16 protein-coding genes are annotated in these 21,380 nt (G+C 66.2%); 6 read left to right on the top strand and 10 right to left on the bottom strand.

The window, feature by feature from the left end; genetic code table 11:
- Nucleotides 1-11: 11 nt before the first annotated feature.
- The 6 genes from ACODS0_RS05405 to ACODS0_RS05380 form a co-directional block, all read right to left on the bottom strand.
- Entirely contained in the window at nucleotides 12-1,388 is a 1,377-nt protein-coding gene (locus tag ACODS0_RS05405) for an MFS transporter (RefSeq protein ID WP_488833379.1), read from the bottom strand.
- Entirely contained in the window at nucleotides 1,385-3,040 is a 1,656-nt protein-coding gene (locus ACODS0_RS05400) for a class I adenylate-forming enzyme family protein (protein ID WP_488833378.1), read from the bottom strand. Before ACODS0_RS05400 ends, ACODS0_RS05405 begins: the two co-directional genes overlap by 4 nt.
- A gap of 378 nt (nucleotides 3,041-3,418) precedes the next feature.
- Nucleotides 3,419-4,726 carry a Glu/Leu/Phe/Val family dehydrogenase gene (locus tag ACODS0_RS05395; RefSeq protein ID WP_055398770.1) on the bottom strand — a complete coding sequence of 436 codons (1,308 nt, stop codon included), beginning with the start codon at nucleotides 4,724-4,726 and terminating at the stop codon, nucleotides 3,419-3,421.
- A 194-nt stretch (nucleotides 4,727-4,920) separates the two neighbouring features.
- Nucleotides 4,921-5,808 (bottom strand): PPK2 family polyphosphate kinase, encoded by an 888-nt coding sequence (locus ACODS0_RS05390; protein WP_487261599.1) that lies wholly within the window; start codon nucleotides 5,806-5,808, stop codon nucleotides 4,921-4,923.
- A gap of 53 nt (nucleotides 5,809-5,861) precedes the next feature.
- Nucleotides 5,862-6,266: a GFA family protein gene (locus ACODS0_RS05385; RefSeq protein WP_121507926.1), complete on the bottom strand. Its 405-nt coding sequence runs from the start codon at nucleotides 6,264-6,266 to the stop codon at nucleotides 5,862-5,864.
- A 127-nt stretch (nucleotides 6,267-6,393) separates the two neighbouring features.
- Nucleotides 6,394-7,383, bottom strand: a complete 990-nt coding sequence (locus tag ACODS0_RS05380; protein WP_488833374.1) for a GlxA family transcriptional regulator — start codon at nucleotides 7,381-7,383, stop codon at nucleotides 6,394-6,396.
- A 114-nt stretch (nucleotides 7,384-7,497) separates the two neighbouring features.
- On the opposite strand from ACODS0_RS05380, the gene ACODS0_RS05375 reads away from it, so the two are divergent.
- Nucleotides 7,498-8,310 (top strand): MBL fold metallo-hydrolase, encoded by an 813-nt coding sequence (locus tag ACODS0_RS05375; protein WP_488833373.1) that lies wholly within the window; start codon nucleotides 7,498-7,500, stop codon nucleotides 8,308-8,310.
- 49 nt (nucleotides 8,311-8,359) lie between these two features.
- Here the strand turns inward: ACODS0_RS05375 and ACODS0_RS05370 are convergent, their stop codons facing one another.
- The gene (locus ACODS0_RS05370) at nucleotides 8,360-10,522 is read right to left on the bottom strand and encodes a TonB-dependent siderophore receptor (protein ID WP_488833371.1); all 2,163 of its coding nucleotides are present in this window, start codon (nucleotides 10,520-10,522) and stop codon (nucleotides 8,360-8,362) included.
- A gap of 220 nt (nucleotides 10,523-10,742) precedes the next feature.
- Complete coding sequence (locus tag ACODS0_RS05365) at nucleotides 10,743-11,678, bottom strand: LysR family transcriptional regulator (protein WP_121421883.1); 936 nt, start codon at nucleotides 11,676-11,678, stop codon at nucleotides 10,743-10,745.
- Nucleotides 11,679-11,750: 72 nt separating this feature from the next.
- Between ACODS0_RS05365 and ACODS0_RS05360 the strand changes: the two genes are divergently transcribed.
- Complete coding sequence (locus ACODS0_RS05360; RefSeq protein WP_199727052.1) at nucleotides 11,751-12,212, top strand: PACE efflux transporter; 462 nt, start codon at nucleotides 11,751-11,753, stop codon at nucleotides 12,210-12,212.
- A gap of 209 nt (nucleotides 12,213-12,421) precedes the next feature.
- On the opposite strand, the gene ACODS0_RS05355 is transcribed toward ACODS0_RS05360, so the two are convergent.
- Both ACODS0_RS05355 and ACODS0_RS05350 read right to left on the bottom strand, forming a co-directional pair.
- Entirely contained in the window at nucleotides 12,422-13,333 is a 912-nt protein-coding gene (locus ACODS0_RS05355; RefSeq protein ID WP_121507922.1) for a response regulator transcription factor, read from the bottom strand.
- On the bottom strand, nucleotides 13,330-16,770 hold the full coding sequence (locus ACODS0_RS05350; protein WP_488833367.1) for a hybrid sensor histidine kinase/response regulator: 3,441 nt from the start codon (nucleotides 16,768-16,770) through the stop codon (nucleotides 13,330-13,332). Before ACODS0_RS05350 ends, ACODS0_RS05355 begins: the two co-directional genes overlap by 4 nt.
- 233 nt (nucleotides 16,771-17,003) lie before the next feature.
- Here ACODS0_RS05350 and urtA point away from each other — a divergent pair, with 233 nt between their 5' ends.
- The 4 genes from urtA to urtD all read left to right on the top strand — a co-directional run bounded on the left by urtA (nucleotide 17,004) and on the right by urtD (nucleotide 21,364).
- Nucleotides 17,004-18,269 carry an urea ABC transporter substrate-binding protein gene (gene urtA / locus ACODS0_RS05345; protein WP_121421885.1) on the top strand — a complete coding sequence of 422 codons (1,266 nt, stop codon included), beginning with the start codon at nucleotides 17,004-17,006 and terminating at the stop codon, nucleotides 18,267-18,269.
- Between the two features lie 159 nt (nucleotides 18,270-18,428).
- Complete coding sequence (gene urtB, locus ACODS0_RS05340) at nucleotides 18,429-19,343, top strand: urea ABC transporter permease subunit UrtB (RefSeq protein ID WP_218301304.1); 915 nt, start codon at nucleotides 18,429-18,431, stop codon at nucleotides 19,341-19,343.
- Between the two features lie 46 nt (nucleotides 19,344-19,389).
- Complete coding sequence (gene urtC, locus ACODS0_RS05335) at nucleotides 19,390-20,601, top strand: urea ABC transporter permease subunit UrtC (RefSeq protein WP_488833365.1); 1,212 nt, start codon at nucleotides 19,390-19,392, stop codon at nucleotides 20,599-20,601.
- A gap of 19 nt (nucleotides 20,602-20,620) precedes the next feature.
- On the top strand, nucleotides 20,621-21,364 hold the full coding sequence (gene urtD, locus ACODS0_RS05330; RefSeq protein WP_121507918.1) for an urea ABC transporter ATP-binding protein UrtD: 744 nt from the start codon (nucleotides 20,621-20,623) through the stop codon (nucleotides 21,362-21,364).
- Nucleotides 21,365-21,380 lie beyond the last annotated feature (16 nt).

Raw genomic sequence — 21,380 nt, 5'->3', positions numbered from 1 at the left:
ATTGCCGGGGCTCAGTGCCTGCCACTGCGCTCCAGTATGTCTGCGTGGCGTGAACGGGTGATCGGATAGGCCACCAGCAGCGGAATGGCCAGCACCAGGCACACCGCCGGCAGGATGCCCGTCATCAGCGTGATGCCCTGCAGCGCCGTGGCGGACTGCGCCACGTTGGGCACATAGCCCGTCACGTCCAGCATGCCAGCCACCAGCACGGTGGCCAGCGTGCGTGCCAGCTTGTCCATCAGGCCGTACAGGCCGTAGTACATGCCGGTCTTGCGTTCGCCCGTTTGCATGTGGCCGTGGTCGATGGTGTCGGGCACCATGGCAAAAGGCACGATCCAGTGGGCTCCCATGCCGATACCGACCACCACCAAAATGGCGGTGACCAGGCGCTGGTCACCCGGGCCCACCCAGTACAGCGCCACCAGCCCGGCCGCGCAGAACACCAGGCCCAGGATGTAGGCCAGGTTCTTTTCCCAGCGGTCGACCACGCGCTTCCACATGAACAACGAGAGGCCCACCACGCCCAGCAGGGTGCCCATGAAGCGCGGCAGGTCGCCCTTGTCGCCCTGCAGCTGGTAGATCACGAAATACGCGAGCGAGGCCTGCACGAGCGTGAGGCCCAGGCGCACCAGCGTTGCAGCGCCCATCAGCATCAGGAAGGGGCGGTTGTGCAGCGTGGTCCGCAAGGTCTCGCGCACCGACTCCCACATTGCGGGGGTATCGGCATCCACAGGCCGCACCCCCTGGTCCGCCACACTTTCTGCCGGTTCGCGCACGCGCCAGGCCACCACAGCGACGGCTACGCCCGCGACCAGCCCGAAACACGAGCCCGCCAGCGCATAGCCCGTGCGTGCGTCCGGGGCTGCGCGCACCAGCATGGGCATGAAAACGCTGCCCGCAAAAAAACCCAGCAGGGCGCCCATCGATGCATAGGCCGTGAGGCTGGTGCGCTCGTCGTAGTCACGGGTCATGTTGGCAGCCATGGCCTGGTAGGGCAGCTGCACCAGGGTCATGAGCGTGTCGAACACGGTGTAGGTCAGGGCGATCCACAGGAACGCGGCCCACGGGCTGAGGCCCGGGGGCACCATCCACACCGCTGCTGCTGCGATGGCGAGCGGAGCCGCACCATAGATCAGATAGACCCGGTGGCGGCCAAGGCGCGAGCGGGTGCGGTCGGTCATCCAGCCAAACAGCGGGTCGTTGATGGTGTCCCACACCTTGCCCACCAGCAGCGCCGCGCCAGCCACGGCAGGCGCCACCAGGGCCACGTCGGTGTAGAAGATCATGAGCATGAAGTTCATGGCGGCAATCTGCATCTGCAGGCCGACATTGCCGGTGGCATAGCCCAGCTTGGTGCCCAGCGAGAGCCGGGTGGCGGGGCCCGTCATGGATGTGCGGCCGAAAGAGACGCCGTCGGGCTCCCCGTGGTGGGAGCATGGGCCACGCGGGGTGGGGCGGCCTCCAGCATCAGGCGCACCTCGCGGCGCAGCATCTTGTTGAGGAAGCTGCGCGGGATCTCTTCGACGATGCGTACATCGTCCGGCTGGTGGTCGGCGGGCAGCTTGTGTGCCAGATACTGGGCAATGTCGTGCTCCAGCGCTTGCCAGTCATGCCCGGTGCGCCAGCTCTGGCGCAGGCTCAGCACCAGCACAGCACGGGCACCGTGCTGTACCAGGCAGGCCTCCTTGACGGCGGGGTGGGTGTGCGCCACCTCTTCCACCTCGCGGGGGTTGAGCCACTGCCCGTGGCGCAATACGCGGTCGGCGCTGCGGCCCAGCACATGCAGGTAGCCAGCCGCATCGAAATAGCCCACATCGCCCATCACCACCCAGCCGTCGCGCAGCGTCTCCTGGGTTTTTTCGGGGTCGAGCCAATAGCCGTCAAAACGCACCGGCGTCAACACGGTGATGAGGCCCATCTGGCCCAACGGCAGGGGCGCAAACTGTTCGTCGCGGATGACCACCTGCACCCCGGGCATCACCCGGCCCACGGTGGAGAGGATGTCATTGCCCAGTGGCTGGCCCTGCGCGTCCACATGCTGGTGAGGCAGCAGCCAGGTGATGGGCGGCAGCGCCTCCAGGCAGCCATAACCTTGCTGGAAGATCGGCCCGAAACGGCGGATGGCCTCGGCAATCTTGGGCGCCGGCATCATCTCGGAGCCATAGGGCACATGCGTAAGGGACGAGAGGTCGTACTGGCCCAGCGTGGGCTCGTCGAGCAGGTCGATGATGGCCGAGGGCGACAGAAAGGCGCGCGAGACGCGGTGCTTCTGGATCAACGCGGCCAGCGTGGCGGCGCTGAAGTCTTCGGGCATCACGAGCGTGGCGCCCGCCAGCAGGGTGGGCAGCACCAGGCCCGAGCCAGGGCCGGTGAGGGGCAGGCCCAGCATGTTCACATCCTGGCGGCTGGCGGGGGGGCGGAAATCGATGGACTTGGAGATCAGCCGCACGCTGTCGAGGTACTTGCGGTTGCTGTAGCCGATGGACTTGGGCAGCCCCGTGGTGCCCGAGGTCATGTGCAGCGCAAAGATATCGTCTTCGTGCAGCGCGGCCGTGCCGGGGGCAGGCGCATGCTGCGCCAGTGCCTGCTCGTAGTCTTCGCCCAGCGCCAGCAGGTGTATCCCTGGCAGTTGTTCGCGCACGGCCTGGAGGATGGGCGCGCTCAGCAGCGGGTCGTGGATGAGCACCGCCGGCCGGACGCGGACCATGGTGGTCAGCGCCGCATCGGCCGGCAGGTGTTTGTGAAAGCTCGCGAAGATGGTGCCGTTCTCGAACGTGGCGAGCCGGGCTTCGTACTGTTCACCGGTCTCGGGCAGCAGGGTGAACACAACGTCGCCCTTCTTCACGCCCTGCGCCTGCATCCAGGCCTGCAGCCGCTGCACGCGCTCTTGCAGCTGTGCGTAGCTGAGGGTGCCACGCCGGTCGATGAGCGCGGGTTTGTGGGCATGGCGTCGGTACGCCAGGCGCGCCACCGACCGCGCCGTGCGCAGGCGGCTGAGCAGAAAGCGCACCACCAGGCTGCGCAGGGATGGAAAGGCCACGGAAGTCTCCGAGAGAAGGCATGGCCAGCCAGTCTTTCATGTGCGCAGGTTGCAAACCGCCACAATTTGTATGTACACGTATCTTGTTGTTGCTGGCGCGGCTGTGCGGTCGGTTTGGACCAGCCAACGGCACACGGCATCCCGGCACCGTCGCTGCGGCGCCACAGCGCCACAGCGCATGTGTGCCAACACGGAGAAAAGCAAAAAACCGCCAGGACCGGATCGCGGCGCTGGCGGTTTTGAAAGGGACTTGCCGCCTGGATGGGCGTGGCCTTTGCGGGGCGCGCGGCCCTCACACCAGTGCACCCGTGGAACTGACTCCGCCAGGCCACCGGGTGCGTCCCCCTCGGGGGAAGCGGCGCAGCCGCTCAGGGGGGCTTACGGATACAGGCCGCGCATTTCGCGCGCATGGAGAATGCGCTGGCAGGCCACGATGAAAGTGGCGGTGCGCAGGCTCACCTTGTGCTCTTGCGCCACTTGCCAGATGCCCGCAAAGGCCTCCTGCATGATGCGCACCAGGCGGGCGTTGATCTCGTCCTCGCTCCAGAAGAAACTGGAAAAATCCTGCACCCATTCAAAGTAGCTCACCGTCACACCGCCCGCGTTGGCGATCACGTCGGGCAGCACCAGCACGCCCTTGTCGTGCAGGATGTCATCGGCCTCGGTGGTCGTGGGGCCGTTGGCGCCTTCAATCACGAGCTTGGCCTTGATCTGGCCTGCGTTGTCCTTGGTGATCTGGCCTTCCAGCGCGGCAGGGATCAGGATCTCGCAATCCACGCCCCAGAACTCCTCGGCCTTCATCACATCGGCACCCGCAAAGCCGCCCACGCCGCCACGGGTCTTCACATGCGCCAGCAGCGCGGGCACATCGAGGCCCTTGCTGTTGAAGATGGTGCCGGTGTGATCTTGCACAGCCACCACCTTGGCGCCTGCTTCGGCGAACAGCTTGGCCGCAATGCCGCCCACGTTGCCAAAGCCTTGGACTGCGATGCGGGCACCTTCCAGCGCCAGGCCGGTCAGCTTGGCGGCTTCCACGCCCACGGTGTACACGCCGCGGCCGGTGGCCTCGACGCGGCCCAGCGAGCCGCCCAGGTCCACGGGCTTGCCGGTCACCACGCCGGTGGCGGTGGCGCCGGTGTTCATCGAATACGTGTCCATCATCCAGGCCATGATCTGGCCGTTGGTGTTCACATCAGGCGCAGGGATGTCCTTGGACGGGCCGATCAGCAGGCCGATCTCGCTGGTGTAGCGGCGCGTCAGGCGCTCCAGCTCACCCATCGAGAGCTTCTTGGGGTCCACGCGGATACCGCCCTTGGCGCCGCCGTAGGGCACGTTCACCGCAGCGTTCTTCACCGACATCCAGGCCGACAGGGCCATCACTTCCGACAGCGTCACGTCCTGGTGAAAACGCACGCCGCCCTTGCCGGGGCCCCGGCTCAGGTTGTGCTGCACGCGGTAGCCTTCGTAGTGGGCGATGGTGCCGTTGTCCAGCTCGATCGGCACGTCCACGATCAGGATGCGCTTGGGACGCTTGAGGGTTTCCACCCAACGCGCCAGGCTGCCCAGGTAGGGGGTGACGCGGTCTACCTGCTGCAGGTAGTTGCCCCAGGGGCCGAGGTGGTCGGCCTGCAGGTACGAGGGCAGGGGGTGGGATTGTGCGGCAGGGGCGCCGACGGGTTGCGACATGGTGAATTCCTTGTGGGATCAGTTCAGGCTGCGAAGCTTATGCCTGCCGCTGCACCCTGTCTAAGGCCGTAGTGTTTTGGTGCTATGCAATTAATGCATAACCACGGGAAAACACCGCCCAATGCGGCACTGCAACAAAAATGTGGCCAGTGAAAACGCCGAGAAGGCAGCGTGCTGCACTGCCGCACGAGCGGTCATTTCACCGTGAAGCCGGCCAGCGCGGGGTCGCCTGCCGGGTAGCGGAGGTCCAGCTTCTGCAGCACCTCGCGCAGCACCGTGGCGATCATCAGGTTGCGGTGCGTCTTGGAGTTGGCGGGCACGATGGTCCAGGGCGCCCAGGGCGTGTGGGTGGCAGCGAGCAGGGTGCCATAGGCATCTTGGTACTGCGCCCACTGCTTGCGCACTTCAATGTCGCCCATGCTGAACTTCCAGTGTTTGGCCGGGTCGTCCAGGCGCTCTTGCAGCCGCTCGCGCTGCTCGTCAAACCCGATGTGCAGCAGAAACTTGAGCACGATGGTGCCCGTCTCGCTGAGCATGCGTTCAAAGTCGTTGATGTGTGCCAGACGCTGCTGGTGCTGCTCCGGCGTGATCCAACCGTTGACCACGGGCACCAGCACGTCCTCGTAGTGGCTGCGGTTGAACACGGTGATGTCGCCTGCCTGCGGCACCTGCTGGTGGATGCGCCAGAGGTAGTCGTGTGCGCGCTCGGTTTCGGTGGGGGCCTTCCAGCCCACAGCGTGTACGCCCAAGGCGCTCATGCGGCCAAACACGCCACGGATGGTGCCGTCCTTGCCCGAGGTGTCGGTACCCTGCAGCACCACGAGCAGCTTGTAGCGCTTGTCGGCGTAGAACAGGTTCTGCAGCCCGTCCAGTTCCACCGCCAGGTCTTCGACGGCTGCCTTGTCCTGGGCCTTGTCGCCCAGCGAGAAGGGTTTGGCGCCGGGATCGAAGTCTTCCAGTGACACGGTGTGCCGGGGGGGCTCGCGGCGCCGTTCGTCGGTCGCAGGCTCTGCAGGCGCAGGCTGCCAGGGCAGCAGGCGCTGCATCAAAGAGGACTTGCTCGGATCAAGCGGAAAAGGCATGGAGACTCCAGGCAGGGCAGCGGCAGTGGCGCTATTGGAACACTGCGGGGCCCTCAAAGATATCCGCTGTGCGCCGGTGCCTGCTGCCACTGGTCGTGCAGCCCGTCCACCCGCACGATGGCCAGGCGCGCAAGGTCTTCGTCGGTCAGGCCATTGATACAGCCCACGTTCACGCCGTACATCTCGCCCATCGGTGTGTCGGTGCCGTGGCCGAACACGCGCACGCCGCAGTGGCGGCAGAAGTAGTGGTGGTTCTTGTGGGTGCCGAAGGTGTATCGCGTGAGGTCGCCTTCGCCCCGGGTGATGCGAAAGCCCCCGGGCAGTGCCACGGCAGGCCAGAAGCGCGTGCGGCGGCAGATGCTGCAGTTGCAGCGGTAGGTGGGCTGGGCCAGGTCCAGCGTGGCCTCGACTTCGACGGCGCCGCAGTGGCAGGTAGCGGTGTAGGTGGAAGCAGGCATGGGTGTTCGTCCTGTCGTGGTGCTGAGAGTTGATGCAGAGGGAGCGGGTGCATGATCGCAAACTTTGCGCTCGGCGGCATCCTCCTTGTGAACGATCCCGTGCGCTGGCTGCCCCCCCCCTGCGCCTTCACCCGTGCGCCATGCGGTAGGCCAGCGGCGTCTGCCCTGTGGCCTGCTGAAAGGCGCGGTGCAGGCCCGCCTCGCTGGCAAACCCCAGGTCCTCGGCAATGCGCTTGAGCGGCAGGGGTGTGTCGCACAGGGCCTCGCTCACCTGCCGCAGCTTGATGCGCCGCATCCAGTGCGCGGCAGAAAGCCCCGTGTGCGCCTGCACCCGCCGCGCCAGCGTGCGGGGCGACAGGCCCAGCGCCTCGGCCAGCGCGGGCAGGCGCAGTGCGGTGGCGGGGCAACGCTGCACCCACAGCATCGCGCGCCGCAGTTCGGCGTCGGTCACTGCCATGAGGTCGTGCCCCGCAAACGCCGGGTGGGTGGTGCGCGGGCGGGGCAGCATCAGCAGCGACTGCAGATCTGCCAGGGCTTCTGCGTCCAGCCGCGTTGCCAGCGCGTGCAGCATCAGCGGCAGGTAGCCGTTGGCGCCTGCCGCGGTGGTGATGGGGCCGTCTTCCACCAAAGGTTCGTCAAAGCGCCAGTGCACCGCGCCAAACTGCTGTTGCAGCGGGGCCCGCAGCCACCAGGTGGCCGTGGCGCCGCGCCCGCGCGTCCGGCCGCTGGCCGCAGCCAGCGCTACGCCCGCGCAATAGCTCCACACCTGGGTGCGGCGGGGCAGGGCGCGCAGTGCCGCGATGGCGGGCGCGATGTGCTGTTGCTGCTGCGGCGCCTGCAGTCCGTCGGGCGAAGACAGCCACAGGCCTGGCACCAGCACCGCGTCCACCTCGGCCTGCACCAGGCTGACGCTGGGCGTGAGGGCGGGGCCTTGCCAGGTGGGCACAGGCTGCAGGTCTGCACCGGCCCAGCAGGTGGTGATCACCGGCCGCTGCGCGCGCAGGTTGGCGGCGCGGGCCAGGTCGGCGGTGGCAAAGAGGCCTGCGGGCATGCAACCGGGGTACAGCAACAGTGCCAGGCGCAAGGGTGGTGCAGGTGGTGCGGTGGTGCGGCGCATGGTGGCGGGGTAGTTTGGCTAGAAATGGAAAGAAATTGTCAAACCAGGCCATTCTCGCCGGGCGTTCGATTCCCAACAATCCACTGCATACCCACTGGCTTCGGAGCCCACACCATGCAGATCACCCAATTGCGCAACGCCACCGTGCTTCTTGAATTCCAATCCCAGGGCCGCCCCGTGGGCCTGCTGGTGGACCCCATGCTCGCCCCCAGGGGCAGCCTGCCCGCGCTGCGCTATCTGGGCACGGGCCGCCAGCGCAATCCCATTGTGGAGCTGCCCGGGGGCACCGATGCGCTGCTGGAGCGCGTGACCCACGCCCTCATCACGCACTGCCAACGCGGCCATTTCGACCACCTGGACCGCGCTGGCAAGCGCTTTCTGCGCGAACGGCAGATTCCGGTGATCTGCATGCCACGCGATGCCGACTACCTGGCGCAGCGCGGCCTGCTGGTGTGGCCGCTGGCGGGGCCAGCGCGCCAGCCGTGGGCGCTGGGCGGCCATGTCACGCCGATCCCGTGTGTGCACGGTACCGGCTGGGTGGGCCGCTTCATGGAGCACGGCCACGGCTACCTGCTGGAGCTGCCGGGCGAGCCCAGCGTCTACCTGGCGGGCGACACCATGCTCACGCCCACGGTGCGCGACTGCCTGGCGCGCCTTCAGCCTACGGTGTCGGTGTTGCCTGCGGGCGGGGCCCGGTTCGATGTGGGGGCAGAAATCCTCATGGACGCCGCCGACATGGCCGAAGCCGCGCAGCTGGCCCACGGCACGCTGGTGGTGAACCACCTGCAGGCGCTGGACCACTGCCCCACCACGCGCGCAGCGGTGCGCCAATTGGCGGTAGACGGTGGCTGGGCAGACCGCCTCTGGGTGCCGGAGGATGGTGAAAGCAGAAGTTTTCCTTGTCGTGCAGCAGTTGATTGCTATTAAATGTATAGCTATCAGCGCTTGATAAACAAGCGCTAGAGCCCTGTTTGGCTCAAAAAACCACCTGCACCCCCGCCACCACCTGGCGCCCCAGGCCCGGGATCACGGTGAGTGCGCCCCACGAGGCCGTGTAGTACGCCTTGTCGAACAGGTTGCGCACATCCAGCGTCAGGCGCGTGCGCTTGTCGATCTGCCAGTAGCCTGTGATGCGCGCCGTGGTGTAGGCGGGCAGGCGGTAGGTGTCGGTAGCGGTGCCTGTGCGCTCGCCCACATGCACCAGGCCGCCGCCGATGCCGTAGCGGCCGCCCCAGGGCGCCTGGTCTTCGCGGATGGCGAACAGGCCGGCGCTCACGCGGGGCACGTTCAGCAGGCGCTTGCCCAGCAGGGCGGGGTTGTTGTCGCGGGTCACCTCGGTGTCGGTGTAGGCCATGTTGGCCGTCATGCGCCAGTGGGTGTCTATCTGCCCGGCCACATCCAGCTCCAGGCCCCGGCTTTGCACCTCGCCCGCCGCAATGCTGAAGTTGGCGTTGGTGGGGCTGCGCGTGAGCACATTGGTCTTGCGGATATCGAACAGCGCCACGCTCGCGTTCAGGCGCTGGTCGGCCGACTGCCACTTGGCGCCCAGTTCCAGGGCTTGGCCCTTTTGCGGGTCGAACGCCTTGCCGCTTTCATCCGTGCCTGCGTTGGGGCGGAACGAGCGTCCGGCCGAGGCATAGACCGAGGTGTTGGGGTTGATCAGGTAGGTCAGCCCGATGCGCGGCGTGGTGGCCGAATGCTCCTGCACTTGGCGGGTGGCGGCCAGGCGGTTTTCGCTGTCCTGGTGAAAGCGGTCAAAGCGCACGCCCGCCAGCAGCTTCCACTTCGCGCTCAGGTCGATCTGGTCCTGCACAAATACGCCCGTGGCGCGGGTGCGGTCCACCAGGTCAAAACCCGGCGTGAGGTTGCCCACGGGCTGGTTGTAGACCGGGTTGTAGATGTCGATGGCAAACGGCTGGCTGGCCAGGCTGGAGTAGCGGATGTCCTGCGCCGCAGTGAGCCGCCAGGTCTCCACACCTGCCAGCACGGTGTGGCTGAAGCCGCCCGCTTGCAGCTTGCCTTCGACTTCGCCCTGCAGCGATGCATCGCGCGCTGGCAGGCTGCGCCAGCTGTCGCGGCGGGTCAGAGTGCGGCCGTCAGCAGCCAGCGCGCCCGTGAGGTCGATGGCTGGGCCATACAGGTCCGTCTCGCGGTACGACGCGCCCAGGCGCGTGCGCCAGCCCTGGCCCAGGTCGTGGTCCAGCGTCAGCTGGTGCGTGTCGCCGTTGACATGCAGGTTCTCGCGGCTGGGGTCGCCCAGATACCGGTCGGACGGCAGCGCGCCCACGTTGCCCCGCACCTGCACGATGCCCCGGTCCAGCGGGGTGCGGATGCGGATGAACTCCGCCTCGTAGTTCAGCACCGTGTTGGCGCCCAGGTTCCAGGTGAGGGACGGGGCCACCACCATCTTGCGGTTGTCCACCAGCGCGGTACGGCTCGCGCCGTCCTCGGCCGCCACGTTCAGGCGGTAGGCAACGTCCGTGCCCAGCGGGCCTGTGGTGTCGAGCGTGGCACGGCGGTAGCCATGCCCGCCCACCTGCACACCCGCCTTGTGCGCGGGAGTGAACTGCGGCTTTTTGGTGACGATGTTGAGCGTGCCGCCCGGCTCGCTGCTGCCATACAACGCGGCCGCCGGGCCTTTGAGAAATTCAATGCGCTCGACCGAGCTCACGTCGCGCTGCGGGCCATAGCCCCGGTTGGAGGCAAAGCCGTTGAGCAGCTGGCCGCCGTCGGTGTTGCTGAAGCCACGGATCGCATAGTTGTCCCAGGTGCCGCCAAAGTCGTTCAGGCGGGTGATGCCGCTCACATAGTCCACGGTGTCGGCCAGGCGCGTGGCGCCCAGGTCTTCCATCAGCTGCTGGGGCACCACGCGCACGGACTGCGGGGTTTCGATCAGCGGCGTGTCGGTGCGTGTGGCTGCGGTGTTGCGCTGCGCGCCCTGGTAGCCGGTGGTGGCGCTGCTGTCACGCACCTGCACTTCCGACAGGGCGGGGCTGGTGGGGACGGCGTCGGTCGGTGGAGCCGATGAAACAGGGGGTGCCGTCTGGGCCATGGCGGCGCTGGCGGTAAAGGCGCACAGCGCCAGGGTGGCGCGGGCCGTAGCAGTCTGCCGGGCGGGCCGGGGAATCGAGGGATGCATGGTGCAGATCGGTAGAGAGAAAACGGCGGGGCTTGCTCCCGCGCGCCGTGCAAACCGCCGCACGGGAGAGAGGTCGTGTTGAACGGGGCACGGGCGGGGTGCAAATGAAAGGTCGTCATTATCCATGCAAATGCAAACAATTCGCATTTGCCTTTGCAGCAACGCTCCCTTGCCTTCTGGGTGCGCATGGGGGCGGGCAGCGCCTGCCTTGCAGGAGCGCTCAGCGGGGTGCTGCCTTGGCCGCCGTGGCCATCAGCGCCACAAACCGCGCCGCGCCCAGGCCCAGCGGCCGTTCCTTGGACCACACCACATCCACCCACAGTGCGGTGCCGTTGCTCAGGTTCTCAAACGGCATCTCCACCAGCCGCCCCGCCTCGATGCGCGGCTGCACCAACGCCCGGGGCTGCCAGCCCCAGCCCAGGCCTGCTTCGATCATGCCCAGCGCGGCCAGGTGGTTGTCGGTGCGCCAGTGGTGGCGGGCAAATACAAAACGGGGGTCGGTTTGCCCCAGGTCACGGCTGGCCACCACGATCTGGCGCGTGGTGGTCAGGTGTTCTTCGCGCAGCATGGCGCGCTCGGGCGGCTCGCCCCGGGCCAGGGCCGAGGCGCGCGCGCCCTGCAATACCGCATGGTCCGGCGCCATCACCGCCACCAGGGTTTCGGTGCCCACCTCCTGAAAACCCTCGCGCCCGTCGATGCTGGGCCGCTCGAACACCAGCGCCAGCTGTGCGCGGCCGCTGTGCAGCAGGGCCAGCGCATCCACCTGCGGGGCGGTCAGCACCTCCACCTGCAGCAGCGGGTATTCCGACGCCAGCGTGGCCAGGGGGCCTGTCCAGCGGGCGGCCAGCAGCTCGGGCGCGATGGCCAGCGTCAGCCGCTCTTCCAGCCCCTGCGTCAGCGCCAGCGCCTGGGCGTTGAGCTGCTGCAGCTGCCCGGCGAGCAACCGGGCCTGCGGTTCCAGCGCGCGTGCGGCGGCGGTGGGCCGGGGCTCGCGGCCGCTGCGGTCAAACAGCTGCACATCCAGCTCGGCTTCCAGGTGGGCAATGGTCATGCTCACGGCCGACGGCACCCGCGACAGCGCCCGCGCCGCCGCCGAAAATGAGCCGTGGTCCAGCGCTGCCAGGAACACCTGCACGCTGTCTGAAGAGAAGGCCATGGGTGTGATCTATCAAATAAACTGAAACAAGCTGACTTTATATATCAGCTGCAGGCACATAAAGTCACCGCCATGGACAAGCAACCCACCCTTTTCGGCCTGCAGGGCCTCAAGCGTCGACTGATCTATGTGAGCCTGTACGAGCTGATCGCCATCGCGGCGGCCACGGCCGGGCTGGCCTTGCTCTCGGGCCAGGGTGCGGGCCATTCGAGCGTGGTGGCCGTGGCAGCCTCGGTGATTGCCATCGTCTGGAACATCGTCTTCAACTGGGCGTTTGAGCGCTGGGAAGCTCGCCAGCCCGTGCGCGGTCGCAGCGTTGCGCGGCGCGTGGCGCATGCCATCGGTTTTGAAGGCGGGCTGGTCTTCACCCTCGTGCCGCTGTTTGCCTGGTGGTTTGACATCACCCTGTGGCACGCGTTTGTGATGGACCTGGGGCTGATCGTGTTCTTCCTTTGCTACACCTTTGTTTTCAACTGGGTGTTCGACCACCTGTTCGGCCTGCCGGCGTCGGCCATGGAGCCAGTGTCTGTTTGAGGTTGCAAGATGTTTTGCTATTGATTTAATAGCTTTGAGTGCTCTTCAGACAAGCGTCAGATGCCAATTTGCCCCATAAACCACCTGATGTGGCGCTGGCTCAGGAATATCGGACGAATCGTTCGCCCTGAGCCCGTCGAAGGGCCCTGGCTTTGGCAGGCTCAGCTCGCAGGGACGGGGCAGGTGTGGCCCATCCGGAAAATCCGAACTCAGGCCTGCAGTAGCTGCCCCGCAATGGCCGCAGCGGCGGTGCGTGTCTCCACCCCCAGCTTTTCAAAAATGTGCTCCAGGTGTTTGTTCACCGTGCGCGGGCTCATGCCCAGGATGTCGGCGATGTCGCGGTTGGTCTTGCCCTTGCTCAGCCAGGACAGCACCTCGGTCTCGCGTGGGGTCAGCGCGACCTGCTGCAGGTGGCGCGGGGCGGTGGCCTCGGGCGTGGTGCGGCTGAGCAGCAGCATCGACTCCGCCAGGCCGCTCGCGCCCAGGTGGCGGGCCAGCAACTGGCGGCCGTCGGCCAGCGCCAGGGTCTGGTCGCCGGTGGCTTGCGCGCGCACCAGCCAGGCAGCGGCGGCATCTGCGGGGGCGGGGTCGGCGGCAAAGGCGGCTTCCAGCCAGCGCAATGCCTGCGGGGAGCGCCAGGCCACGCGGCCCTGGCCGTCCAGCACCACCACGCCCAGCCCGGCCACGTCGACCGCCTCGCGCGCCAGCCGCGTGGCCTGGGCGTTGCGCACATGGGTGGCGAGCCGGGCCAGCACCTCGGGGATGCGCAGGGGCTTGACCACATAGTCCACCCCGCCACTGGCAAAGCCCCGCAGGATCTGCTCGGTGTCCGACAAGCCCGTCATGAACACCACCGGCACGTGCGACCAGGGCGGCGTGGCTTTCAACCGGCGGCACAGCGCAAAGCCGTCCATGCCGGGCATCACGGCGTCCAGCAGCACGCCGTCCGGCACGGTCAGGTCAAAGCGCTGCAGGGCTTCTTCGGCGTCGCGCGCGGCCAGCACGGCGTAGCCCTCGGCGGCCAGGGCGTCGCACAGCATGCGCAGGGTGTCGAGTGCGTCGTCCACCACCAGAATCACGCGCTGGCTGACCTGCTGGCCTGGATGGGATTCGTCGTTCATAGGGTTCCCTCTTCGGGCTCGCGCAGGTGGTGGGCCAGGGTCTCAAAGTCGAAGCGGTCGGCACTGGCCTGCAGCAGCGCCAGCGTGGCGGCATGGCCGGGCAGGTCGCCGCGTGCGCGCCGCAGCCGCTCGCGCAGCGCGGCGGCCTGGCCAGACCGCGCCAGGCGGGTCAGGTCTTCGCGCAGTTCGTCGGGCAGCGTGGCCGGGGTGTCGTTCGGGTTGGAGGGGCCCGCGGCGGGCTCGGGGCTGGGCGCAAGCGGCGTGTTGTCGCGCACCCATTCCAGCTGCAGCGCGTGCTCCAGCGCCTGGAGCAGTTCGGATTCGATCACCGGCTTGCCCACAAAAGCCTGGCACTGCTGCGCCGCCAATCGTGAGGCCTCGTGCTCGAACAGATTGGCCGATACGAACACGATGGGCAGCTCCGACGCAGGCCGCAACTCGCGCAGCAGGGCGGCGGTCTGCCAGCCGTCCAGGTCATCCATGGTGATATCGAGCAGCACCAGGTCGGGCGGTGTCTGGCGCACGATCTCGATGCATTCGCGCCCGCTGGCGGCCTCGCGCACCTCAAAACCCAGGGGCACCAGCAGGCCGGCCAGCAGCTGGCGCTGCAGGGGCTGGTCGTCCACCACCAGCAGCGTGCGCTGGGGCGCCAGGTACCCGATGACGGGGCGCAGTGTTGCGCGGCTGGGCGTGGTCCAGGCCGGGTCTACCGCAATGCTGGGCAGGTACAGCCGCACGGTAAAGGTGCTGCCCTGGCCGGGGGTGCTGGTTAGCGTGAGCTGGCCACCCATCAGTTCGGCAAGCAGGTGCGTGATGGTCAGGCCCAGGCCCGTGCCCGCCTCGCTGGCGCGGCGCCCGGCGCTGCCGCGCTCAAACGGCACAAAGATGCGCTCCAGGTCTTGCGGCTCGATGCCGATGCCGGTGTCGATCACCTCGATGCGCGAGACATGCTGGCGAAAGTCCATGCGCAGCCGCACCTCGCCGCGCTCGGTAAACCGCACGGCGTTGGACAGCAGGTTGATCAGAATCTGCCGCAGCCGCTTGGCGTCGGCCCGTATCCAGCCCGGCATGGTGCCCAGTGTCTCCACCACAAAGTGCAGGCCCTTGGCCTCGGCCTGCGGGCGCAGCATGGCTTCGATGTTCTCGATCAGCTCGGGCAGCGGCAGCGGGGCCATGTCCAGCCGCAAGCGCCCCGCCTCGATGCGCGCCAGCTCCAGCGAGCCGTCGATGAGCGCATGCATGTGCTGGCCGCTGTGCTGCATGGTCGACAACGTCTCGCGCATCCAGCCCTCGGTGTGCGGGTTCTTGAGCAGGATCTGTGTGTAGCCCAGGATGCTGTTGAGCGGCGAACGCAGCTCGTGCGTCATGCCTGCCACGTAGCGCGTCTTGGCCTGATTGGCGGACTCGGCCTGGTCCTTGGCCGCCTGCAGTTCGGCGTCGGTGCGCTTGTGGGCTTCGATTTCCTGCAGCAGCAGCTGCGTCTGCCGTTCCGACTCGTCCTGCGCCATGCGCCGGCTGTCGGTGCTCAGCACCACCCACCACGCGCACACGGCGGCCAGCAGCGCCAGCAGCGCAAACACCTTGAGAAACGGCATCTGTAGCATTTGGCCGGGCACCGGCGCCTGCAGGCTTTCCTGCACATACACCACGCCCACCAGAAACGCCATCACCGCGCACAGCGACACCATCACCATCAGGTACTGCCCCAGGCGAAAGTTCACCTTGATGGCCCAGCGCTGCGGCAGCAAGGCTTCCACCACGCTGCGCAACTGATCGGCCGCGCGCGAGCCGGTCTTGCAGCGGTCGTGGCAGCGCGATTCGAGCGAGCAGCACAGCGAGCAGATGGGCGCGGCATAGGCCGGACAGCGCGCCATGTCTTCGGACTCGAACTGGTTCTCGCACACGGTGCAGCGCACGATCTCGCCGGGCCGCCACTCGTTGCCCGGCGCGCGCGCCAGGTAGTAGCGGCCCTGCGTCAGCCAGGCCAGCAGCGGCGCCAGCGCCATCGACAGCACCAGCGCAATGAAGGGCGAAAACGCGGCCGCCTCTTCGCCCAGCAGCCCTGCATAGGCACAGCAGGCCACCGTGGCCGCCAGCACCATGGCGCCCAGGCCCACGGGGTTGAAGTCATACAGGTGCGCGCGCCGAAACTCGATGCCTTTGGGCGACAGGCCCAGTGGCTTGTTGATGACCAGGTCTGCCACCAGCGCACCCACCCAGGCAATGGCCACGTTGCTGTACACGGCCAGCACTTTCTCCAGCGCGCCAAACACACCCAGCGTCATCAGCAAGGTGGCGATCAACACGTTGAACACCAGCCACACCACGCGCCCCGGGTGGCTGCGGGTGACGCGCGCAAAAAAGTTGGACCACGCCAGCGAGCCCGCGTAGGCGTTGGTGAGGTTGATCTTGATCTGAGAGACCACCACAAACACCACCGTCACGGCCACCGCCAGGCCCGGCAGGCCCAGCGCCTGCATGACCTGGTGAAAGCCTGCGAGGAACATCTGCGTGGGCTCGGCCGCGCGCTGGGCGCCCACCTCGAACTGCAGCGCGGCAAACGCCAGAAAGGCCCCACCCGCCATCTTGAGCATGCCCATCACCACCCAGCCCGGTCCCGCCACCAGCACCGCGCCCCACCAGCGCAGGCGGTTGGCGGCAGTGCGCTCGGGCAGAAAGCGCAAAAAGTCCACTTGCTCGCCAATCTGCACCACCAGTGAAAAGATCACCGCCGCGGCTGCACCAAACATGAGCGGGTCAAACTGGCTGCTGCCGCTCTTGAGGCCCGACAGTCCCGCAAAGTCGCGGTACAGCTGCGGCTGGGCCAGCGCAATCCACACAAAGGGCAGCAGCAGCAAGAACAGCCACAGCGGCTGCGTCCACGCCTGCAGGCGCGAGATCAGCGTGATGCCACGCATGGCCAGCGGCAGGATCACCAGCGACGACGCGATGTAGCACCACTCCAGCGGCCAGTCCACCACCATCTGCAGCGCCAGCGCCATGATGGCAGCCTCCAGCGCAAAGAAGATGAACGTGAACACTGCGTAGATCAGCGACGTGATGGTGGAGCCCAGGTAGCCAAAACCTGCGCCGCGCGTGAGCAGGTCCATGTCCAGCCCATAGCGCGCTGCGTAGTAGGCAATGGGCAGGCCGGTCAGAAAGATCAGCAAGCCCACGGTGAGGATGGCCCACATGGCGTTGCTGAAGCCGTAGTTCAGCGCAATCGCGCCACCAATGGCCTCCAGTGCCAGGAATGACAGCGAACCGAACGCCGTGTTGGCCACGCGGAATTCGCTCCAGCGCCGAAAGCTCTTGGGCGTGTAGCGCAGTGCGTAGTCCTCCATGGTCTCGTCGGCCACCCAGGCGTTGTACTCGCGCCGGAAACGAAAAATCGTTTGTGGTGCGCTCTGGGCATCGGGTGCTTGTGGTGAGGCCATGCCCAGCACAAAGCAAGAAGCGTTCTAGGCGCGCACCGCGTTGGGGCGTTGCAGGTGCTCGCATTGCCGTGCGTAGGTCTATTTGCAGTGCGTGCACCGAGGGGCGTACGCAGCCCTACGTTAATTGACGTATGGGCGCATTCAAGGGTTGTCCCTAACCTTCATTCCACAGCGCAAACAACCCGCTTTGGTCCCGTCCCTTCATTCACACCGATCCTGCAAGGAGCGTCTTCATGAGCCACCCTTCCGACCCCCGCTTTAGTGACTCCGCCCAGGCCGAACCCGGCCGCCGTCGCATCCTGCAGGCGCTGGGCGCCGCATCCGTGGCGGGCCTGCCTGCCTGGTCGTTTGGCCAGCCCACGGCGCAGGTCAACACCACCAAGCTCGCCATCACCGACACCGAAGTCACCGTGGGCCAGTTGCACTCGGCCACGGGCACCATGGCGATTTCCGAAACCGGCTCCATCCAGGCCGAACAGCTGGCCATTGACCAGATCAACGCCATGGGCGGTGTGCTGGGCCGCAAAATCAAGGTGATCAAGGAAGACGGTGCGTCGGACTGGCCCACGTTTGCCGAAAAGTCCAAGAAGCTGCTCATCAACGACCGCTGCGCCGCTGTGTTTGGCTGCTGGACAAGCGCCTCGCGCAAGGCCGTGCTGCCGGTGTTCGAGAAAGAAAACGGCCTGCTCTACTACCCCACCTTCTACGAAGGCCTGGAGCAATCCAAGAACGTGATCTACACGGGCCAGGAAGCTACCCAGCAGATTCTGTACAGCCTGGAATGGGCCAAGACCGAGAAGAAGGCCAAGACCTTCTTCCTCATCGGCTCCGACTACATCTGGCCCCGCACCTCGATGAAGATTGCGCGCAAGCACATCGAGAACTTCCAGAAGGGAAAGGTCGTGGGCGAGGAGTACTACCCGCTGGGCAGCACCAACTTCGGCTCGCTGATGAACAAGATCAAGGTGCAAAAGCCCGACTGCCTGTTTGTGGCGGTGGTGGGCGGCTCCAACGTGGCGTTCTACAAGGCGCTCAAGGCCGCGGGCATCACGGGCGACAAGCAACTGCTGGTCACGCTGTCGGTCACCGAAGACGAGATGACCGGCGTGGGTGGCGAGAACTTCAACGGTTTCTACTCGTCGATGAAGTACTTCCAGTCCCTCGACAACGAGAACAACAAGAAGTTTGTGGCCGCCTTCAAGGCCAAGTACGGCAAGGACGCCGTGATCGGCGACGTGACGCAGGCGGGCTACCTGGGCCCCTGGCTGTGGAAGGCGGCGGTCGAAAAAGCCAAGAGCTTTGACGTGGACAAGGTGGTGGCCGCATCGCCCGGCATCGAGCTGACCACCGCACCCGAGGGCTATGTGAAGGTGGACGCCAACCACCACCTGTGGAGCAAGTCGCGCATCGCCATGGGCATGCCGGATGCTTCGTTCAAGGTGGTGTCCGAGTCGCCTGCGCTGATCAAGCCGGATCCATTTCCCAAAGGTTATCAATAAACACCCCCTGAGGCGCTTCGCGTCTTCCCCCCTCTCTCGCTGCGCGGGAGGGGGCCGACACCCTCGGTGCGGGGCGGCCCTTCCTCGGTGTCCCTCGCAAGAGGCCGCCCCATGGCACCGCTGTTCGTTTTCCAACGCTGCCCACGCAGGAGCTGCAACATGACCTTTTCCGAAATGATGAACATCGGCCTGATGCAGGGCTTTGCGGGCCTGAGTCTGTTTGCCGTGTTGCTGCTCATGGGGCTGGGCCTGGCCATCATCTTTGGGCAGATGGGCGTGATCAACATGGCCCATGGCGAGTTCATGACCATTGGCGCCTATACGATCTACCTGGGCTCGACCCTCGCGGCCAACCATGCGCCGCAAATGATTCCGTATTACTTTCCGCTGGCCATCGTGGCGGCGTTTGGGTTTGCGTTTGTAGCGGGCTGGCTGGTGGAATGGGGGCTGATCCGCCATCTGTACAAGCGCCCGCTGGACACGCTGCTGGCCACCTGGGGCATCAGCCTGGCCCTGCAGCAATGCTTTCGCACTTTCATCGGCCCCAAGGAGGTCAGCCCGACCTTGCCCGACTGGCTGCTGGGTTCGTGGGCGCCAGCCGAGGGGTTGGACATCCCGATCAATGGCCTGTTTGTGCTGGCGTTGACTGCCGTGGTCACGGGGGGCGTGCTGCTGGCCCTGCACAGAAGCCGCTGGGGCCTGCGGGTGCGCGCCACGGTGAGCAACCGCATCATGGCCAACGCCATTGGCATCGACACCCAGAAGACCGACCGCCTGACCTTTGCCATTGGCTGCGGCATTGCCGGCGTGGCGGGCGCGGCGTTTACCACCATCGGCTCCACCGGCCCCACATCGGGATCGCTCTACATCGTGGACGCCTTCCTGGTGGTGACCTTTGGCGGCGCGGCCAGCCTTCTGGGCACCGTGGTGTCTGCCTTCGGCATTGCGCAGACGCAGTCCATCACCGAGTTCTTCATGGCGGGCTCCATGGCCAAGATGATCACGCTGTCGCTGATCGTGCTGATCCTGATGGTGCGGCCGCAGGGCCTGTTTGCGTCAAAAGTTCGTCGATGAAATTCGCTCATCTGTCCATTTCCTTCGAGCCCACCGGAGTCTCCGCATGAACGCCTTCAAAGCCTGGATCCTGCGCTACCAGCTCGCCAGCCTGGTACTGCTCACCGTGCTGCTGGCCGTGGTGCTGCCGCTGGCACTCGACATCTTTCGGCTGAACCTGGTCGGCAAGTACCTCACCTATGCGTTCGTCGCTATCGGCCTCGTGATGGTGTGGGGCTACGGCGGCGTGCTCAGCCTGGGGCAGGGCGTGTTTTTTGGCCTGGGGGGCTATGCCATGGCCATGTTCCTCAAGCTCGAAGCGTCTGACCCCATCAGCACCAAGATCCAGTCCACGCCCGGCATCCCCGACTTCATGGACTGGAACCAGATCACCGAGCTGCCCAGCTTCTGGATTCCGTTCAAGAGCCTGCCGTTTGCGCTGGCGGCCGTGATCGTCGTGCCCACGCTGCTGGCCTGGATCATCAGCTTTGCGATGTTCAAGCGCCGTGTGGGCGGTGTGTACTTTGCCATCATCACGCAGGCCGTGGCACTGATTCTGACGGTGCTCATCATCGGCCAGCAGGGCTACACCGGTGGCGTGAACGGTATGACGGATCTGAAGACCCTGTGGGGCTGGGACACGCGCACCGACAGCGCCAAATACATCCTGTATTACGTGTGCGTGGCGCTGCTCATAGGCTCCATCATCCTGTGCCGCTGGATACAGACCGGCAAGGTGGGCACGCTGCTGCTGGCCATGCGCGACAAAGAAGACCGCGTGCGCTTTTCGGGCTACGACGTGGCCAATTTCAAGGTCTTCACCTTCTGCCTGGCCGCCGCGCTGTCGGGCATCGGGGGCGCCATGTTCTCGCTGCAGGTGGGCTTCATGTCACCCAGCTTCGTAGGCATCGTGCCATCCATCGAGATGGTGATCTATGCCGCCGTGGGCGGGCGCATGAGCCTGGTGGGCGCGGTGTATGGCACCTTGCTGGTGAACGCGGGCAAGACGTATTTCTCGGAGAGCTTTCCCGAGCTGTGGCTGTTCCTCATGGCCGGGCTTTTCATCGGCGTGACCATGGCCTTCCCCATGGGCCTGGCGGGCCTGTGGGAGAGCCATGTGGTGCCCTGGTGGAAGGGCCGCCGCGAGGCCTTGCGCCAGGCGTCCGCGCAAAACCGGCCGCCCGCAGTCCGCCCGCCTGCGGATGCTGGGCCAGCGACGGCATCGTCGCCCGCACCGTCCGCTGCGCTGCCTGACGGCGTGAGCCGCCAGGGCGTCTGAACCCACCGGAGCACTCCTCATGAGCAACACCGACTTCGCGCTGGCCATTGAAGACCTGACCGTTTCGTTCGACGGCTTTAAGGCCATCGACGACCTCACGCTGTACATCGACAAGAACGAGCTGCGCGTGATCATCGGCCCCAACGGTGCGGGCAAGACCACGCTGCTGGACCTCATCTGCGGCAAGACCCGCGCCACGGGTGGCAGCATCAAGTTCAAGAACGAAGAACTCACCCGCATGGCCGAGCACAAGCGTGTGCGGCTGGGCATCGGGCGCAAGTTCCAGACGCCCTCCATCTACGAGAACCTGTCGGTCTTCCAGAACCTGGAGGTGTCTTACCCCGCAGGCCGCTCGGTGCTGGGCGCGCTGGCGTTCAAGTGCACCGATGAGGTCAAGGCGCGTGTGCAGGTGGTGGCCGAAGACATTGGCCTGGGCGACAAGCTCGATACCGAGGCTGGCTTGCTGAGCCACGGGCAAAAACAGTGGCTGGAGATTGGCATGCTGCTGATGCAGGAGCCCGAGCTGCTGATGCTGGACGAGCCGATTGCCGGCATGAGCGCGCGCGAGCGTGAACTGACGGCCGAGCTGCTGCAGCGCATCTGCAAGAACCGCGCGGTGATCGTCATTGAGCACGACATGGAGTTCGTCAAGCGCATTGCCCACAAGGTCACGGTGATGCACCAGGGAAAGATCTTGGCCGAAGGCCCCATGGAGAAGGTGCAGGCGGACCCCAAGGTCATCGACGTGTACCTGGGCCACTGAGCAACCCATTCCTTCA

The sequence above is a fragment of the Acidovorax sp. FG60 genome, from assembly GCF_057808995.1.
This window is presented reverse-complemented; position numbering and strand designations above follow the sequence as displayed.

Coding starts and splice junctions, on each gene's coding strand:
- ACODS0_RS05385 (WP_121507926.1), bottom strand. CDS start 6,266: ATGCCTGCTTCCACCTACACCGCTACCTGCCACTGCGGCGCCGTCGAA.
- ACODS0_RS05350 (WP_488833367.1), bottom strand. CDS start 16,770: ATGGCCTCACCACAAGCACCCGATGCCCAGAGCGCACCACAAACGATT.
- urtA (WP_121421885.1), top strand. CDS start 17,004: ATGAGCCACCCTTCCGACCCCCGCTTTAGTGACTCCGCCCAGGCCGAA.
- urtB (WP_218301304.1), top strand. CDS start 18,429: ATGACCTTTTCCGAAATGATGAACATCGGCCTGATGCAGGGCTTTGCG.
- ACODS0_RS05390 (WP_487261599.1), bottom strand. CDS start 5,808: ATGCCTTTTCCGCTTGATCCGAGCAAGTCCTCTTTGATGCAGCGCCTG.
- ACODS0_RS05405 (WP_488833379.1), bottom strand. CDS start 1,388: ATGACGGGCCCCGCCACCCGGCTCTCGCTGGGCACCAAGCTGGGCTAT.
- urtC (WP_488833365.1), top strand. CDS start 19,390: ATGAACGCCTTCAAAGCCTGGATCCTGCGCTACCAGCTCGCCAGCCTG.
- ACODS0_RS05355 (WP_121507922.1), bottom strand. CDS start 13,333: ATGAACGACGAATCCCATCCAGGCCAGCAGGTCAGCCAGCGCGTGATT.
- ACODS0_RS05370 (WP_488833371.1), bottom strand. CDS start 10,522: ATGCATCCCTCGATTCCCCGGCCCGCCCGGCAGACTGCTACGGCCCGC.
- ACODS0_RS05365 (WP_121421883.1), bottom strand. CDS start 11,678: ATGGCCTTCTCTTCAGACAGCGTGCAGGTGTTCCTGGCAGCGCTGGAC.
- ACODS0_RS05360 (WP_199727052.1), top strand. CDS start 11,751: ATGGACAAGCAACCCACCCTTTTCGGCCTGCAGGGCCTCAAGCGTCGA.
- ACODS0_RS05380 (WP_488833374.1), bottom strand. CDS start 7,383: ATGCGCCGCACCACCGCACCACCTGCACCACCCTTGCGCCTGGCACTG.
- ACODS0_RS05395 (WP_055398770.1), bottom strand. CDS start 4,726: ATGTCGCAACCCGTCGGCGCCCCTGCCGCACAATCCCACCCCCTGCCC.
- urtD (WP_121507918.1), top strand. CDS start 20,621: ATGAGCAACACCGACTTCGCGCTGGCCATTGAAGACCTGACCGTTTCG.
- ACODS0_RS05375 (WP_488833373.1), top strand. CDS start 7,498: ATGCAGATCACCCAATTGCGCAACGCCACCGTGCTTCTTGAATTCCAA.